The organism is Streptomyces sp. NPDC045956 (assembly GCF_056430705.1).
The window spans coordinates 46,434-62,841 of the sequence record NZ_JBWKKZ010000002.1 but is presented as its reverse complement, the minus strand read 5'-3'; the positions used below and the strand labels follow the sequence as shown (position 1 = coordinate 62,841).

16 protein-coding genes and 1 tRNA gene are annotated in these 16,408 nt (G+C 73.0%); 10 read left to right on the top strand and 7 right to left on the bottom strand.

From position 1 onward, the window contains the following. The first annotated feature begins 52 nt into the window (after positions 1-52). Positions 53-1,132 carry a beta-glucuronidase AbsR1 gene (absR1, locus tag AC07FV_RS06065; protein ID WP_479084990.1) on the top strand — a complete coding sequence of 360 codons (1,080 nt, stop codon included), beginning with the start codon at positions 53-55 and terminating at the stop codon, positions 1,130-1,132. A 211-nt stretch (positions 1,133-1,343) separates the two neighbouring features. Here absR1 and AC07FV_RS06060 read toward each other — a convergent pair. Further along, positions 1,344-1,417: transfer RNA gene (locus tag AC07FV_RS06060), tRNA-Pro, on the bottom strand. Positions 1,418-1,607: 190 nt separating this feature from the next. On the opposite strand from AC07FV_RS06060, the gene AC07FV_RS06055 reads away from it, so the two are divergent. Then, positions 1,608-2,576: a bile acid:sodium symporter family protein gene (locus AC07FV_RS06055; protein ID WP_479084988.1), complete on the top strand. Its 969-nt coding sequence runs from the start codon at positions 1,608-1,610 to the stop codon at positions 2,574-2,576. Positions 2,577-2,604: 28 nt separating this feature from the next. Here the strand turns inward: AC07FV_RS06055 and AC07FV_RS06050 are convergent, their stop codons facing one another. Then, positions 2,605-3,051 (bottom strand): N-acetyltransferase family protein, encoded by a 447-nt coding sequence (locus AC07FV_RS06050; RefSeq protein WP_479084987.1) that lies wholly within the window; start codon positions 3,049-3,051, stop codon positions 2,605-2,607. Positions 3,052-3,308: 257 nt separating this feature from the next. Here AC07FV_RS06050 and AC07FV_RS06045 point away from each other — a divergent pair, with 257 nt between their 5' ends. The 3 genes from AC07FV_RS06045 to AC07FV_RS06035 all read left to right on the top strand — a co-directional run bounded on the left by AC07FV_RS06045 (position 3,309) and on the right by AC07FV_RS06035 (position 6,037). Then, the gene (locus AC07FV_RS06045; RefSeq protein ID WP_479084985.1) at positions 3,309-3,656 is read left to right on the top strand and encodes a cupin domain-containing protein; all 348 of its coding nucleotides are present in this window, start codon (positions 3,309-3,311) and stop codon (positions 3,654-3,656) included. A gap of 108 nt (positions 3,657-3,764) precedes the next feature. Continuing rightward, positions 3,765-4,928, top strand: a complete 1,164-nt coding sequence (locus AC07FV_RS06040) for a Gfo/Idh/MocA family protein (RefSeq protein ID WP_479084984.1) — start codon at positions 3,765-3,767, stop codon at positions 4,926-4,928. A gap of 104 nt (positions 4,929-5,032) precedes the next feature. Next, positions 5,033-6,037 carry a Gfo/Idh/MocA family protein gene (locus tag AC07FV_RS06035; protein ID WP_479084982.1) on the top strand — a complete coding sequence of 335 codons (1,005 nt, stop codon included), beginning with the start codon at positions 5,033-5,035 and terminating at the stop codon, positions 6,035-6,037. A 28-nt stretch (positions 6,038-6,065) separates the two neighbouring features. Here AC07FV_RS06035 and AC07FV_RS06030 read toward each other — a convergent pair whose 3' ends face one another. The 5 genes from AC07FV_RS06030 to AC07FV_RS06010 form a co-directional block, all read right to left on the bottom strand. After that, complete coding sequence (locus AC07FV_RS06030; RefSeq protein WP_479084980.1) at positions 6,066-6,479, bottom strand: VOC family protein; 414 nt, start codon at positions 6,477-6,479, stop codon at positions 6,066-6,068. 112 nt (positions 6,480-6,591) lie between these two features. Further along, on the bottom strand, positions 6,592-7,494 hold the full coding sequence (locus AC07FV_RS06025) for a sugar phosphate isomerase/epimerase family protein (protein WP_479084979.1): 903 nt from the start codon (positions 7,492-7,494) through the stop codon (positions 6,592-6,594). Position 7,495: 1 nt separating this feature from the next. Beyond that, positions 7,496-8,491: an ATP-binding cassette domain-containing protein gene (locus tag AC07FV_RS06020; RefSeq protein ID WP_479084977.1), complete on the bottom strand. Its 996-nt coding sequence runs from the start codon at positions 8,489-8,491 to the stop codon at positions 7,496-7,498. 6 nt (positions 8,492-8,497) lie between these two features. Continuing rightward, positions 8,498-9,574: an ABC transporter permease gene (locus AC07FV_RS06015; protein ID WP_479084976.1), complete on the bottom strand. Its 1,077-nt coding sequence runs from the start codon at positions 9,572-9,574 to the stop codon at positions 8,498-8,500. Further along, the gene (locus tag AC07FV_RS06010) at positions 9,574-10,596 is read right to left on the bottom strand and encodes a sugar ABC transporter substrate-binding protein (RefSeq protein ID WP_479084974.1); all 1,023 of its coding nucleotides are present in this window, start codon (positions 10,594-10,596) and stop codon (positions 9,574-9,576) included. Before AC07FV_RS06010 ends, AC07FV_RS06015 begins: the two co-directional genes overlap by 1 nt. A gap of 254 nt (positions 10,597-10,850) precedes the next feature. Here AC07FV_RS06010 and iolC point away from each other — a divergent pair, with 254 nt between their 5' ends. The 5 genes from iolC to AC07FV_RS05985 all read left to right on the top strand — a co-directional run bounded on the left by iolC (position 10,851) and on the right by AC07FV_RS05985 (position 16,401). Next, positions 10,851-11,813: a 5-dehydro-2-deoxygluconokinase gene (gene iolC / locus AC07FV_RS06005; RefSeq protein WP_479084973.1), complete on the top strand. Its 963-nt coding sequence runs from the start codon at positions 10,851-10,853 to the stop codon at positions 11,811-11,813. Positions 11,814-11,826: 13 nt separating this feature from the next. Further along, positions 11,827-12,714, top strand: coding sequence for a Cgl0159 family (beta/alpha)8-fold protein (locus AC07FV_RS06000; RefSeq protein ID WP_479084971.1), 888 nt, complete (start codon positions 11,827-11,829; stop codon positions 12,712-12,714). 83 nt (positions 12,715-12,797) lie between these two features. After that, positions 12,798-13,691, top strand: coding sequence for a 5-deoxy-glucuronate isomerase (gene iolB, locus AC07FV_RS05995; RefSeq protein WP_479084969.1), 894 nt, complete (start codon positions 12,798-12,800; stop codon positions 13,689-13,691). After that, positions 13,688-15,583: a 3D-(3,5/4)-trihydroxycyclohexane-1,2-dione acylhydrolase (decyclizing) gene (gene iolD, locus AC07FV_RS05990; RefSeq protein ID WP_479084967.1), complete on the top strand. Its 1,896-nt coding sequence runs from the start codon at positions 13,688-13,690 to the stop codon at positions 15,581-15,583. Before iolB ends, iolD begins: the two co-directional genes overlap by 4 nt. 32 nt (positions 15,584-15,615) lie before the next feature. Beyond that, complete coding sequence (locus AC07FV_RS05985) at positions 15,616-16,401, top strand: GntR family transcriptional regulator (protein ID WP_479084966.1); 786 nt, start codon at positions 15,616-15,618, stop codon at positions 16,399-16,401. Positions 16,402-16,408 lie beyond the last annotated feature (7 nt).

The window sequence follows — 16,408 nt, the reverse complement described above, 5'->3', positions numbered from 1 at the left end:
AGTAGCCCCCGACTCAGGCGCCGGGAGCGGCCGGGACGGCACTCTGGGGGCCATGACCGCACGTTACTGCTCGCTCGCGCAGCAGCCGGAGCCCGCGTTCGCGCCGGGGCTGGCCGCCGAGCGCCTCTCCGCGCTCGTGGGCGGGCAGCGGATGTGGGTCAACGGGACGGTTCTGCACTACTGCTTCCTCGGCGGCGACACCGACTCGTCCGTCGTTCCCATGCCGGGCACCGGCCGGCCGCGGCGGGCGTCGTGGGTGGGGACCGAGGAGCAGCGGGACGTGGTGCGCGACTGCTTCCGGGAGTGGCGCGACCTGGGCATCGGACTGGTGCTCACCGAGGTCGGCGACCGTTCGGAGGCGGAGCTGCGCATCGGCTTCCGGCCCGGCGACGGTTCCTGGTCGGCGGTGGGCAAGGACGCGCTCCGGGTGGGTCTGAACGACCGGACGATGAACTTCGGCTGGGACCTGACCGCGCCCGGGGAGCGCGCGACGGTGCTGCACCAGATCGGGCACGCGCTCGGCATGCTGCACGAGCACCAGAGCCCGTTCGCCGGCATCCTCTGGGACGACGAGGCCGTGTACGCCGAGCTGGCGGGCCCGCCGAACCACTGGAGCCGGGACCTGACGTACCACAACATCCTGCGCAAGCTCGACAACGACGAGGTCAACGGCCCGGTCTGGGACCCCCAGTCGATCATGGAGTACCCGTTTCCGTCGGGGCTGATACTGGAGCCCGAGCACTACCGCTCCGGTCTGCACCCGCCGGGCACCCTCTCGGCGGCCGACAAGGAGTTCGCGCTCCGCTGGTACCCGCCGATCAACCGGCCGGGGCCGCTGGTGCCGTTCCGCTCGGTTCCGCTGGGTCTGGGGCCGGGCGAGCAGGCCGACTTCCGTGTGGACCCGCCGGAGACCCGCGAGTACACCGTGGGCACCTTCGGTGACAGCGACGCCGTCGTCGTGATCTTCGAGGTGCGGGACGGGGAGCCCCGCTATCTCGTGGGACGGGACGACGGGGGAACACCCCGCAACGCCACGATCAGGGCCCGTCTCGTCAAGGGCCGCCGCTATGTGGTCCGGGTGCGCCTGTACTCCTCGTGGGGTGCGGGGGAGACGGCGGTCATGTGCTGGTGACCGCCGGACTCCGCGGCGCCCGGGCACCGCGGCCACAGACCGGCGCCGGGGACGGCCGGGACGCGTCACCTTCGGGGGACGGTGTCTTCGGACACTGAACAGGGGTGACGCCCTCGGCCGACCGGGCCCGCCGCTTCGGGGGAGGTGGCGGGCCCGGTCACACGACGGAGGGCCCTCGCGAGCTGCTGCCCGCGAGGGCCCTCCGTCACCGTCGGGACGACAGGATTTGAACCTGCGACCCCTTGACCCCCAGTCAAGTGCGCTACCAAGCTGCGCCACGTCCCGGTGCGCGCCGCACGGCTGGTGCATCCCCGGTCGCCCGGTTTCCGTGTGATCGCGCTGGTCAAGCCTACCTCATCCGCGCCTCGGGGCAGCGCCGCCGCGGCCTTCCGACGGTCGCTGAAGCGAACCCTCCCGATGATCACATCGCGAGACGGCTTTGCGTCACGCCGCCCGCCAGGCGTTTCCTCGCACCGTGCGAACCGAACGACCCGAACACCTCAGCAACGACAGCAACGACGCCACCGGTGACCGCTCCGCGCGGCGCGCCGTCACCGTGTTCCCGCTCCTCGTCCTCGCGGCCGGCGCCCTGGGCCTGCTGCTCCCCGGCGGTTTCAGCGGGTGGGGCGAGTCGGTGCCGTACCTCCTGGGCGTCGTGATGTTCTGCATGGGCATCACCATGACGCCGGAGGACTTCCGCGGGGTCGCCAGGCGTCCCTGGGCGGTGGCCCTCGGGCTGGTCGCGCACTACGTCATCATGCCGGGGCTCGGCTGGGCCGTCGCGCACCTGCTCGACCTCCCGCCGCAGCTCGCCGCCGGTGTGATCCTCGTCGGCTGCGCGCCCAGCGGCACGGCCTCCAACGTGGTGACCTACCTGGCCCGGGGCGACGTCGCCCTGTCGGTCTCCGTCGCGACCGTGTCGACGCTCGTCGCCCCGCTGGTCACCCCGCCGCTGACGCTGCTGCTCGCCGGTGAGTACCTCCCGGTGGACGCCGGGTCCATGGTCACCGACATCCTCAAGACGGTGCTGCTGCCGGTCCTCGCGGGGGTGGCCGTACGGCTGCTGGCGGGACGGTACGTGGAGCGGGCGCTGCCGGCGCTGCCGTGGCTGTCGGCGCTGACGATCTCGGTGATCGTGGCGGTGGTGGTGGCGGGCAGCGCCGATGCCATCAAGTCGGCGGCCGGGCTGGTGTTCGTCGCCGTGGTGCTGCACAACGGCCTCGGGCTGGCGCTCGGTTACGGCGCGGGCCGCATCGCCCGGCTCGGCGAACCGGCCAGCCGGGCCATGGCCTTCGAGGTCGGCATGCAGAACTCGGGCCTCGCGGCCTCCCTGGCCACCGCCCACTTCAGCCCGCTCGCGGCACTGCCGGCCGCGGTCTTCTCCGTCTGGCACAACGTCTCCGGTGCCGTGACCGCCGCGTGGCTGTCGCGCCGCGGGCGGTGACCGCGGCCGACCGGGCCGGGGGCGCCGGTCAGGTCCGGGCCGGCGCGCGCACCATGAACACGTCCACCGGCGTCTCGGTCTCGACGGCGAACCCGTGCCGCTCGTACAGCCGTCGGGCGGGACTGCCCCGCAGCACGTTCAACCGGACCGGGTCGCCGCCGCGGTCGCACCGCTCGAGCAGCGAGCGCAGCACTCCGGAGCCGATGCCGCTGCCCTGGAGGCCGGGGGCGAGGTAGAAGTGCTCCAGCCACCGGGTGTCCGCGGCCGGTCGCAGCGCCACGCAGCCGGCGAAGGCGCCCTCGACCTCGATCACCCGGGTGTGCGTCGGGTCGAAGCCGTCCCGCAGCCGCTGCCGCACCCGCCGCTCGTCGTACCGTCCGAGCCGCTCCAGGTCCGCCCTGAGCACGACGGCCCGCAACTCCGCGACCGCGTCGACGTCCGCCCCCGACGCCGGCCGCAACTCCCACCGCACCATGGCCGCCACGCTACAGCGCGGCGCCGCCCGGCCCGGGGCGGGAGCCGGGCCGCGGCGGCCGGCGCCCGCCCGTCCGCCCGGGGCCCGCAGTGGGCGCCGGCCGGCTTCTCCTGCGTACCGCCGGAGACAGCCGGTCGAGGAGCAGGCCGGCGAAGAAGGCCACTCGGTCCGGGCGCGACGAAGTGTCCGGGCGGGCGGGCCGACACGCCGCACCCTGTCGGTCCCCGAACACCGCGGGCCCCCTCTAGCGTCACGGCATGACCCACAGTTTCGTTGTCCACGTCCCCGACGCCGAGCTCGAACCCGAGCCCCTCTCCCCCGAGCAGATCGTGTCCGGCGCCCCCGAGGTGACCGGCAAGGTCGTCTGGGAGTCGGCCGACGGCCGCCAGGTGCGCGGCGTCTGGCAGATCACCCCCGGGACCGTCACCGACACCGAGGCGGACGAGATGTTCGTCGTCCTCAGCGGTTCGGCCACCATCGAGGTCGTCGGCGGTCCGACGCTGACGGTCGGCCCGGGCGACCTGGCCGTGCTGCGGAAGGGCGACCGGACGACGTGGACGGTGCACGAGACGCTGCGCAAGGCGTACGCGATCGACCTCGGGTGAACGCGCCCGACCGGGCCCGACTTTGTCCTGTCAAAAGGTTGACATGATGCCTGTGCTCCGCCCAGGGTGGGCGGGACAGAGCAGGGACCGGTCCGTAGAGGGGCTCTCATGGTGGACGCACTCGGTGTCGCCGTCGTCGGTTTCGGCTGGATGGGCCGGGTGCACACCCAGGCGTACGCCCGGGTCCGCCATCACTACCCGGACCTGGCCGTGCGCCCGGAGCTGGTGACGGTCGCCGAGGAGGTGCCGGGTCGGGCCGAGGAGGCCGCCGCGCGATTCGGGTTCGCCTCGACCACCCGCGACTGGCGCGAGGTGGCCGCCGACCCCCGGATCGGCGCGGTCAGCATCACCGCGCCGAACTTCCTGCACCGCGAGATCGCCGTCGCGATGGCCGAGGCCGGCAAGCACCTGTGGATCGAGAAGCCGGTCGGCCTGACCGCCGACGACGCCCGGGCGGTGGCGGACGCGGTCGCCAAGGCCGGTGTCCAGGGCGCGGTCGGCTTCAACTACCGCAACGCGCCCGCCGTGGAGGCCGCCCGCGACCTGATCGCGTCCGGCGCGATCGGCACCGTCACCCACGTCCGCATCCGCCTCTTCAGCGACTACGCGGCCCATCCGGAGTCCGCGCTCACCTGGCGCTACGAGCGGGAGCGCGGCGGCAGCGGGGTGCTCGGCGACCTGGCCTCGCACGGCGCCGACCTGGCCCGGTTCCTGCTCGGCGACCTCGCGTCCCTGACCGCCGACACGGCGGTCTTCGTGCCCGAGCGGGCCCGTCCGGCCGCCGCGACGGCCGGTCACTCCCGCGCCGCGGGCGGTGAGCGCGGCCCGGTCGAGAACGAGGACTACGTCAGCTGCCTGCTGCGCTTCGCCTCCGGCGCCCGGGGTGTCCTGGAGGCCTGCCGGGTCTCGGTCGGCGAGCAGAACAACTACGGCTTCGAGGTGCACGGCACCACCGGGGCGGTCTTCTGGGACTTCCGCCGCATGAACGAACTGGGCGTCAGCCGCGGCACGGCGTATCAGGACCAGCCCGTCAGCACCGTTCACGTCGGCCCCGGGCACGGCGACTTCGCGGCCTTCCAGCCGGGTGCCGCGAACGCCATGGGCTACGACGACCTGAAGGTGGTCGAGGCCCACCGCTTCCTGCGCTCGATCGCCGAGGGTACCCCGTACGGCGCCACCCTGGTGGACGCCGTGCACAGCGCGGCGGCCCTGGACGCGATGGCGCGGTCGGCCGAGCGGGGCGCCTGGGTCGAGGTGCGCCCGCAGGGGTGAGGCCGCCACACCCGGCCAGGCGCCGCCGGCAGGCCCGCGCCGGTCGGCACGACATGTTTCGCGCGCTCGTCGAACGGCCCGACTCATCAAGGAGCAAGACCCGTATGCGCATCGGAATCCTCGGCCTCGGCCGCATCGGCGCCTTCCACGCCGAGACCCTCGCCGGACTCGCCGCCGTCGACTCGCTCGTCGTCGCCGACCCCTTCGCGCACGCCGCCAAGGCCGCCGCCGAGCGGTTCGGTGCCGACGTGGCGGACTCGCCCGAGGCGCTGCTGGCGGCGGGGGTCGACGGCGTGGTGATCGCGGCGGTGACCGACGCCCACCCGGGCCTGATCCTGGCCGCCGTGGAGGCGGGCCTGCCCGTCTTCTGCGAGAAGCCCGTCGCCCGCACCATGGCGGAGGGCGTCGAGGTGCTCAAGGCGGTGGCGGGCCACGACGCGCCGGTCCAGATCGGCTACAACCGCCGCTTCGACGCCGGGTTCGTCGCCGCACGGACGGCCGTGCAGGGGGGCGAGCTGGGCAAGCTGCACACGGTGCGGTCGACCACGCTGGACCCGGCGCCGCCGCCGGCCGGGTACATCGCCGCGTCCGGGGGCATCTTCCGCGACTGCGCGGTGCACGACTTCGACGCCATCCGCTGGGTGACCGGCCGCGAGGTGACCGAGGTCTACGCCGTCGGCGGCAACCGCGGCGCCGACTTCATCAAGGACGCCGGCGACGCCGACACCGCCGGCGCGGTCCTCACCCTGGACGACGGCACCATCGGCGTGGTGTCCAACAGCAGGCACAACGCACGCGGTTACGACGTCCGGATGGAACTGCACGGCTTCGCGGACTCCGTGGCGGTCGGTCTGGAGGAGAAGCTGCCCCTGCGCTCGGTCGAGCCCGGCGTGACCTTCCCGGGCGGTGCTCCGCACGACTTCTTCATGGACCGCTTCGCCGCCGCCTACCGCGCCGAGCTGACCGCGTTCACCCAGGTGGTCGCCGGGGCTCGGCCCTCCCCCTGCACGATCGAGGACGCCCTGGAGGCGGGCTGGGTCGCGGAGGCGTGCACCCTGTCGGTGCGCGAGCACCGTCCGGTGACGATCGCGGAGGTGCGACGGGGCTGAGCAAGGGCGGACGCGGCGGGCCCGGGTGTCAGCTCGTCGGCTCGCCGATGTTCACCATCCAGGGGACGCCGAACCGGTCCGTGCACATGCCGAAGACGTCGCCCCACATCTGCTTCTCCAGCGGCACGGTGACCGAGCCGCCCGCGGACAGCTTCTCCCAGTACCCGCGCAGCTCGGCCTCGTCGTCGCCGCTGAGGCTCACGGCGTGGGTGTTGCCCGGGCGGTGCTCCTCCCCCGGCGGCATGTCGGCGCCCATCAGGGTGAAGCCGCTCGGGGTCTGCAGCATGCCGTGCATGATCTGGTCGGCCTGCGGGCTGTCGGCCATGCCGGCCGCGCCGAACGTGTTCAGCGCCAGGGTGCCGCCGAACACCTGCTCGTAGAACTCCATCGCCTGTCGGGCGTCGCCGTCGAAGCTGAGGTAGGGATTGAGACGTGAGGTCATGACTGCCTCCCGGAACGGGACGAAGTGCCAGTTCCTGCACGCTAACGCGCGGCACTGACAACGGCCCGCCGAGCGGCGCGCCGGCGGGACCCGCCCCGCCGGCCCGCTCGCCTCAGGCGCCGCAGGAGCGCAGGAACCTACGGGTCCGTACCGCGATGGGGAGCGGCCGGTCCGGCTCGCAGGGGTACATGTCCTGCTCCACGATGGCGAACAGGTCCACGCCCAGCTTCTGCGCCGCGGCCAGCACCGGGCCCAGCTCGGGCACCCCGGCGGGCGGCTCGCACATCACCCCGCGCTGGACGGCCGGTCCGAACGGCACCCCGCCCGCCCGCACCTCAGCGAGGATCTCCGGGTCGACCTGTTTGAGGTGCAGGTAGCCGATGCGCTCGCCGTAGGTCTCGATCAGCTTGACGCTGTCGCCGCCGCAGTAGGAGTAGTGGCCGGTGTCGAGGCAGAGGTTCACCAGGTCGGAGTCGGTGGAGTCGAGGAAGCGCTCGACGTGCTCCTCGGTGTCGATGTGGGTGTCGGCGTGCGGGTGGACGACGATGTCCAGGCCGTAGGTCTCCCGCACCTGGTGGCCGAGGCGTTCCATGCCGCGGGTGAGGTGCGTCCACTGCTCACCGGTCAGCTCCGGGGGCTCGAGGATCTCGGCGGTCTTGTCGTCGCGCCAGAAGGACGGGATGACGACGAGGTGCTTCGCGCCCATGGCCCGGGTGAGGGCGGCGACGCGGCCGACCTGTTCCCAGGTGGCGTCCCACGCGGAGGGGCCGCGGTGCAGGCCGCAGAAAATGGTCCCGGCGGAGACCCTGAGACCGCGCCGGGCCACCTCGTCGGTGAGCCGGGCCGGGTCGGTGGGGAGGTAGCCGTAGGGGCCCAGTTCGATCCACTCGTAACCGGCCTCGGCGACCTCGTCCAGGAACCGCTCCCAGGGCACCTGCCGGTCGTCGTCCGGGAACCAGACGCCCCAGGAGTCCGGAGCCGAGCCGACACGGATGCGGTCCAGGGCAGCGGTCATGTCAGGCCTTCCCTTCGGCGGATGCGGTGGAGTCGGCGGCCTCGGTGGAGCCGGCGGCCGCCGCGGAACGGGGGGCTGCCGCGGGACCGGCGGCATCGTGCGCCGCGCCGCCGGGCGCGGGTACCTCCGGCGCCGCCCCCGGCAGCGCGTCGACGTCGACGCCGCCGTCCTGCGCCAGCTCGTGCTTGAGGGCGGCGAGTTCGGCGCCGCCCGCCATGTGGTGGGTGAGCTGTTCGAGGGTGATGTCGGCGCGGGCGGCGCTGAGTTCGAGGGTGCCCAGGCGCAGCACGCCGAAGTGGTCGCCGACCAGGTAGGCGTGGTGGGGGTTGTGGGTGATGAAGATGACGCCGAGGCCGCGTTCGCGGGCGGCGGCGACGTACTTGAGGACCACGCCGGACTGCTTGACGCCCAGGGCGGCGGTGGGCTCGTCGAGGATGAGGACGCGGGCGCCGAAGTGGACGGCCCGGGCGATGGCGACGCACTGGCGCTGTCCGCCGGAGAGGGTGCCGATGGGCTGTTCCAGGTCGTCGAGGACGATGCCCATGGCGCGCAGTTCCTCGTCGGCGGTCCGCTTCATGCGGGCGATGTCGAGGCGGCGGACGGGCCAGGGGCCCTTCGTCATCTCGGAGCCGAGGAAGAAGTTGCGCCACACCGGCATCAGGGGCACCGTCGCGAGGTCCTGGTAGACGGTGGCGATGCCCCGGGCGAGGGCGTCGCGGGGCGTGGCGAAGCGCACCGGTTCGCCGTCGACGAGGAGCTCTCCCTCGGTGTGCTGGTGCAGTCCTGAGATGATCTTGATGAGGGTGGACTTGCCGGCCCCGTTGTCGCCGAGTACGCAGGTCACCCGGCCGGCGTGGACGGCGAGGTCGACGCCGTGCAGCGCGCGGATGTTGCCGTAGGCCTTGCCGGCGCCGCGCAGTTCGACGATCGGCCGGTCCCGCTCGGGCGGGGTGTCCGCGAGGACGGCTCCGTGGGTGCCGGTGGTCTTGCTGGTCATTTCCGATCACCTCCGGGTCGCCGCGCGGCGGACCCACAGATTGATGAGGACGGCGCCGATGAGCATCACGCCGAGGAAGGCCTTGAACCAGTCGGGGTTCCAGCCGGCGTAGACGATGCCCTGGTTCACCATGCCGAACATGAAGGCGCCGAAGACCGGGCCGACGGCGGAGCCGTAGCCGCCGGTGAGCAGGCAGCCGCCGATCACCGCCGCGGCGATGTAGATCAGTTCCTGGCCGACGCCCTCGCCGGACTGCACGGTGTTGAAGGAGAACAGCTGGTGCATGCCGACGAACCAGGCGCCGAAGCCGACCAGCATGAACAGCGTGATCTTGGTGAACCTGACGGGAACGCCCACCGCGCGGGCGGACTCCTGGTTGCCGCCGACCGCGAAGATCCAGTTGCCGTACTTGGTGCGCAGCAGCACCCAGGTGGCCAGCGCGGCGAAGACCAGCCACCACACCACCGTGATCTTCACCTGGACGCCGCCGACCTCGAAGGAGGAGGCGAAGACCGCCTCGGCCTGGTCGAAGCCGTCCATGTCGCTGATGTCGTCGGTGGCGACGTTCCCGGTGACCAGCTTGGTGACCGCGAGGTTGACGCCCTGGAGGATCAGGAACGTGCCGAGCGTGACGAGGAAGCTCGGCAGTCCGGTCTTCATCAGCACCCAGCCGTTGAAGGCGCCGACCGCGAGCGAGACCACGAGGGCGACGATCACGCCCATCCACACGTTCATGGTCAGCTGGTAGCTGAGCATGCCCGCGGTGAGCGCCGAGGCGACCACGGCGACGCCGGCCGACAGGTCGAACTCGCCGCCGATCATCAGCAGGGCCACCGGCAGCGCCATGATGCCGATGGTGGACGACTGGTACAGGACCGTCGCCATGGAGCTGCCCTCGCGGACCGAGGGGGCGGCGATCAGGAAGAAGACGAAGACGGCGACGGCGCCGAGGAAGACCCCGACCTCCGGCCGGGCGAGCAGGCGCAGCGCCATGGAGCGCTGCCGGGTCCGCCCGTCGGCCTCCTGGGGGCCGGGGGCCGGCGGTGGGGTCACCGCCGGCTCGGCCTGCTGGGCCGTGCTCATCACCGGGTGCCCTTCGCGGCGAACTCGGCGACGGCCTTGACGTTGGTCTTGTCGACGAAGGCCGGTCCGGTCAGCACCGGCTGCTCGCCGCCGCCGCTGTAGTTGCCGTTGTTCTTGTAGAGCCACAGGCCGTCGACGGCCAGGTAGCCCTGGAGGTAGGGCTGCTGGTCGACGGCGAACTCGATGTCGCCCTTCTCGATGGCGCCGGTCAGTTCCTTGTTGAGGTCGAAGGTGGCGACCTCGGCCTCGCTGCCGCCCTCGTCCACCGACTGCACGGCGGTCATGGCGAAGGGCGCGCCGAGGGTGACGAGGTGGTCGATGTCGCCGTCCTGCTTGAGCTTGGCGGTGATGGTCGACTTCACCGAGGGCATGTCGGTGCCGTTGACGTAGAGGTTCTCGATCGCGCCCTCGAAGGTGTTCTTCACGCCCTCGCAGCGCTGGGTCAGGCCGACGTTGCCCTGCTCGTGGATCACGCAGACGGCCTTCTTCGCGCCGTCCTCGTTCAGCCGCTTGCCGAGCGCCTCGCCCGCCACGGTCTCGTCCTGGCCGAAGAACTCCATCAGGCCGAGCTTCTTCCAGTCCGCGAGGCCCGAGTTGAGCCCCACGACGGGTATCCCCGCCTTCTCCGCCTTGTCGAGGACGCCGCGCAGGGCGTCCGGCTTGGCGAGGGTGACGGCGATGCCGTCGACCTTCTGGTCGATCGCGTTCTGCACCAGGTTGGCCTGGTTGCCCGCGTTCGGGTCGGCGGAGTAGACGAGCTTGACGTTGTCCTTGGCGGCGGCGGCCTCCGCACCCTTGCGGACGATGTCCCAGAAGGTGTCGCCCGGCGCCTGATGGGTGACCAGGGCGACGGTCATGCGCGGGGTGTTCGCCTTCCCGGCGGAGCCGCCCGAGCCGCCCTCCTCGTCGGCCTTCTTCCCTCCCGAGCTGCTGGAGCAGCCGGCGAGGGTCAGGGCCGCGGCGGCGGCCAGGGCCACGGCCGGGGCGAATCCACGGGAGCGGGCGTGCGAAGAGCGGTCCATCTTTCCTGCACCTCACTGTGCGACTGTGCGACGGGAAGCCGTGTGCCGGGTCAGGCGACGACGTCGGTCGCGCTGGGACGACGTCTGTTGCGCTGGTCCCGGATACAAGCCCTTGAGACGCCCGCTGTCAATACTTTGTCAAGACATCATTTCACGAACAGGTCCGAATGTAAGTACAAACTATTGACACGGTCGCCTCGGAGTCCTACACCTGGGAGGCGGCAGGCCCCCGCCCAGCCCGAGGAGCGTCGCACATGGCCGAGTCAGTCCCGCGTTTCGATCTGATCACGATGGGCCGCATCGGGGTCGATCTCTATCCTCTGCAAACGGGTGTACCCCTGGCGGAGGTGGAGAGCTTCGGGAAGTTCCTCGGCGGTTCGGCCAGCAACGTGGCGGTCGCCGCCGCCCGTCTCGGCCGTGCCGCGGCCGTCGTCACCCGCACGGGCGACGACCCGTTCGGCGCCTACCTGCACCGGGCGTTGCGGGAGTTCGGCGTCGACGACCGCTGGGTCACCCCGGTCGCCGCGTACCCCACCCCCGTCACCTTCTGCGAGATCTTCCCGCCCGACGACTTCCCGCTGTACTTCTACCGCCACCCCAAGGCCCCCGACCTGGAGATCCACCCCGGGGAGCTGGACCTCGACGCGATCCGTGCGGCCCGGGTCTTCTGGGTCACCGGCACCGGGCTCAGCGAGGAACCGAGCCGCACCGCCACCCTGACCGCCCTCGCCGACCGCGCCAAGTCCGGCACCACGGTCTTCGACCTGGACTGGCGCCCCATGTTCTGGGCCGACCCCGACCAGGCCCGCCCGCACTACGCCGAGGCGCTGCGGCACGCGACCGTCGCGGTGGGCAACCTCGACGAGTGCGAGGTCGCCACGGGCCTGCGCGAGCCGCAGGCCTGCGCCGAGGCGCTGCTCGCGGCCGGCGTGGAGCTGGCCGTGGTCAAGCAGGGCCCGAAGGGCGTGCTCGCCGTGCACCGCGACGGCCGCCGGGCCGAGGTGGATCCCGTACCGGTCGAGGTGGTCAACGGGCTGGGCGCCGGCGACGCGTTCGGCGGCGCCCTCTGCCACGGTCTGCTCTCCGGCTGGGAGCTGGAACGGACCGTGCGGTACGCCAACGCGGCCGGCGCCCTGGTCGCCTCCCGTCTCGCCTGCTCCTCCGCGATGCCCACCGAGGCGGAGGTCGACGACCTCCTCGCGCGAGCCACTCCCTGAACGGAGCCACGTCTTGTCCCTCAGCATTCCCGACCTCACCGCGGTCAGAGCCCGGCATCCGGAGGCCATCGCGGAGGCGGCGGCCCGCCGGACGCGCCGCCCGCTGATCGGCGGTTCCGGCCGCCTGATGATCGTGGCCGCCGACCACCCGGCACGCGGCGCGCTCGGTGTCGGCGACCGCGGGCTCGCCATGGCCAACCGGGCCGACCTGCTCGAACGGCTGTGCACCGCGCTGTCCCGGCCGGGCGTCGACGGGGTGCTCGCCACCGCCGACGTGCTGGAGGACCTGCTGCTGCTCGGGGTGCTGGAGAACAAGGTCGTCATGGGGTCGATGAACCGCGGCGGACTCGCGGGCGCGGCCTTCGAGATGGACGACCGCTTCACCGGCCACCGCGCCGAGGACCTCGCCCGGCTGCGCTTCGACGCGGGGAAACTGCTGCTGCGCATCGACTACGACGACCCGGGCTCCCTGGCCACCATGGAGACGGGTGCCCGTGCGGTCGACGCCATGGCCGAGCGGCGGCTGCCGCTCTTCGTGGAGCCGTTCATCTCCCGCCGCGTCGGGGGCCGGGTCCGCAACGACCTGTCCGCCGAGGCCGTCACCCGGTCCGTCGCCATCGCCTCGGGCCTGGGCGGGACCTCCGCCTACACCTGGCTGAAACTGCCCGTCACCCACGACCCCGACGACATGGGCGAGGTCCTGGAGACCTCCACGCTGCCCGCCGTCCTGCTCGGCGGCGACATAGGAGGCTCGCCCGCCGACCAGGCCGCCGCCTACGAACGCTGGCGCAAGGCGCTCAGGTTGCCCACCGTGCAGGGCATGGTGGTCGGCCGCTCACTGCTCTACCCGGCCGAGGGCAGCGTGGAGCAAGCGGTGGACACCGCCGTGGGGCTGCTGTGACGAACCGGGACTTCGGCGGCCGAGGAGACCGAGGGGGCCGGGACAACCGAGGGGGCCGGGACAACCGACGAGAGGACGCGGAGATGACGTACCACCTGCCGGCCGGCCGGGCCGCGAGCGCCGACTGCGCCGTGGACCTGACGCCCGAGAGGGCCGGCTGGGACCACGCCGGTCTGCGCGTGCTGCACCTGCCGCCCGGTGGCGCCCACACCTTCGACAGCGGCGACAGCGAGTGGATCGTGCTCCCCCTGAGCGGCGGCTGCACGGTCGCCACGGCCGACGACTTCGGTCAGGAGACCTTCGAACTCACCGGCCGCACGGACGTGTTCAGCGGCGTGAGCGACTTCGCCTACGTGCCGCGGGACGCCCGTACGACCGTGACCTCCACGGGCGGTGGCCGGTTCGCGCTCACCGGAGCCCGCTGCACGCGCCGTCTGCCCGCGCGGTACGGCCCGGCCTCGTCGGTGCCGGTCGAGCTGCGGGGCACCGGGAACTGCTCGCGGCAGGTCAACAACTTCGGCGCGGCCGGGGTGTTCGAGTGCGACCGGCTGATCGCGGTCGAGGTGCTCACGCCCGGCGGCAACTGGTCCTCCTTCCCCCCGCACAAGCACGACGAGCACCGCCCCGGCGAGGAGTCGGTGCTGGAGGAGATCTACTACTTCGAGTTCGCCGGCCACGACGGCATCCCGGGCCTCGGCTACCAGCGGGTCTCCCCGTCAGGGCGGGGGCGGGGCACGGACGTGCTGGCCGAGGTCCGCGACGGGGACGTGGTCCTCATCCCCGACGGATGGCACGGACCGTCGATGGCCGTCCCCGGTCACGACATGTACTACCTCAACGTCATGGCGGGTCCGGAGCCCGAACGGGCCTGGCTGATCCGCGACCACCCCGACCACGCCTGGATCCGCGACACCTGGCCGGACCGCCCCGTCGACCCCCGGCTCCCCCTCTACACCGCACCGGAGAGGTCCGCATGAGCGCCCCCACCCGCCGACTGACCACCGCCCAGGCCCTGGTGCGCTTCCTGGCCGCCCAGTACACCGAGCGCGACGGCGAGCGGCACCGCCTGATCGCGGGTTGCTGGGGCATCTTCGGCCACGGCAACGTGGCGGGTCTGGGCCAGGCCCTCGTCGAGCACGCCACCGTGCCCGGCGGGGGGACGGCGCCCGCGATGCCGTACCACCAGGGCCGCAACGAGCAGGCCATGGTGCACGCTGCCGTCGGGTACGCCCGGCACCTCGACCGCCTGTCCGCGCAGGCGGTGACGACGTCGATCGGACCCGGCGCCACCAACCTGGTCACCGGCGCCGCCCTCGCCACGATCAACCGCATCCCGGTCCTCCTGCTCCCCGGCGACTACTTCGCCTCGCACGCCGCCGATCCCCTCCTCCAGCAGCTGGAGCACCCCACCGAGGCGGACGTGTCCGTCAACGACACCCTGCGCCCCGTCTCCCGGTACTTCGACCGGATCAGCCGCCCCGAGGCCCTGATCGCCTCGGCGCTGCGGGCGATGCGGGTGCTCGCCGACCCGGCGGAGACCGGCGCGGTCACCCTCGCCCTGCCCCAGGACGTGCAGGTGGAGGCGTACGACTGGCCGGAGGAGTTCTTCGCGGACCGGGTCTGGCCGGTGCGGCGCCCGGCGCCCGACCCGGTGGAGCTGGCCGGGGCGGTACGGGCGGTCCGTGCCGCCGGGCGCCCGCTGATCGTCGCGGGCGGCGGCGTCCACCACAGCCGGGCCGAGGAGGCGCTGCGGGCGCTGGTCGACGCCACCGGCATCCCGGTCGCCTCCACCCAGGCCGGCAAGGGCGCGCTGCCCCACGACCACCCGGCCGACCTGGGCGGCATCGGCCACACCGGCACCGCCGTCAGCGACGACCTCGCCCGCACCGCCGACCTCGTGATCGGCGTCGGCACCCGCTACTCCGACTTCACCACGGCCTCGGGCACCCTCTTCCGGCGACCGGACGTGCGTTTCCTGAACCTCAACATCACGGCCTTCGACGCCCACAAGCTCGCCGCCGCCACCCTGGTCTGCGACGCGAGGGCGGGGCTCACGGCGCTGGCCGGGGAGCTGGCCGCGTACCGGGTCGACGCGGCGTACGAGGCCGAGTACCGGGCGGGGAAGGACCGTTGGGACCAGACGGTCGAGGCGGCCTTCCGCGCGGACGACGACGGCGCCGTACCGACCCAGACGCAGGTGCTGGGCGCGCTGGACGCGGTGGTCGGCGACACGGACGTGGTGATCAACGCGGCCGGTTCGCTCCCGGGCGACCTGCACAAGCTGTGGCGCGCCCGGTCCCCGCGCCAGTACCACCTGGAGTACGGCTACTCGTGCATGGGCTACGAGATCCCGGCCGCGCTGGGCGTCCAGCAGGCCGCGCCCGGCACCCCCGTGTGGGCCCTGGTCGGCGACGGCACGTACCTGATGAACCCGACGGAGATCGTGACAGCCGTCCAGGAGAACCTGCCGGTCAAGCTGGTCCTGGTCCAGAACCACGGCTACGCCTCCATCGGCGGCCTCTCCGAGTCGGTCGGCGCCGAGCGCTTCGGCACCGACTACCGCCACCGCGCCGCCGACGGCACCTTCACCGGCGCCCCGCTCCCCGTCGACCTGGCCGCCAACGCGGCCAGCCTGGGCATGGAGGTGCTGCGCGCCAAGACGGTCCGCGAGCTGCGCGAGGCGCTGGCGGCGGCCCGTGCGGCGACCCGCCCGACCTGCGTCCACGTCGAGACCGATCCGACGCCGACCGCTCCCCCGGCCGAGGCCTGGTGGGACGTACCGGTGGCCGAGGTGTCCGCCCGCGGGCCGGCCACCGACGCCCGCGCGCAGTACGAGCGGGCCGTCGCCGACCGCCGCCACCACCTCTGACCGCCCGTCACCCACTCCTGGGAGGTACGTCCATGGCGAGAACCGGCGACCGCGCGCGAGCCGCGACCGCCTCCGCGCTCGGCGCCCTGGACTTCGCCCTGGACCGCGGCAGCCCCGTGCCGCTCTACCACCAGCTCGCCCAGCAGCTGGAGGCGGCGATAGCGCACGGCGCCCTCGCCCCGGGCGACCTCCTGGGCAACGAGGTCGACCTGTCCGTCCGCCTCGGCCTGTCCAGGCCGACCGTCCGCCAGGCCATCCAGTCCCTGGTCGACAAGGGGCTCCTGGTGCGGCGGCGCGGCGTCGGCACCCAGGTGGTGCACAGCCAGGTCAAGCGGCCACTGGAGCTGAGCAGCCTCTACGACGACCTGTCGGCGGCCGGTCAGGGGCCCTCCACGCGGGTGCTGCGCAACGAGGGTGTCCCGGCCGGCCCCGACGTGGCGGCGGCCCTCGGCGTCCCGGAGGGCACCGAGGTCACCGTGGTGGAGCGGCTGCGCCTCACCCACGGCCGGCCGGTGGCCCTGCTCCGCAACCACCTGCCGTCCGGGCTGCTGGACCTGGACACCGCCCGGCTGGAGTCGACCGGCCTGTACCGGATGATGCGCGCCCGAGGCATCACCCTGCACAGCGCCCGCCAGACCGTCGGCGCCCGCACCGCCGGCCGGGAGGAGGCGGAACGTCTCGACGAGGAGGAGGGCGCCGCGCTGCTGACCATGCGGCGTACGGCGTACGACGACACCGGGCGGCCGGTCGAGTACGGCGATCACCTCTACCGCGCGTCGCGCTACTCGTTCGACTTCCAGCTGCTGGTGCGCGGTTAGCCGGTCC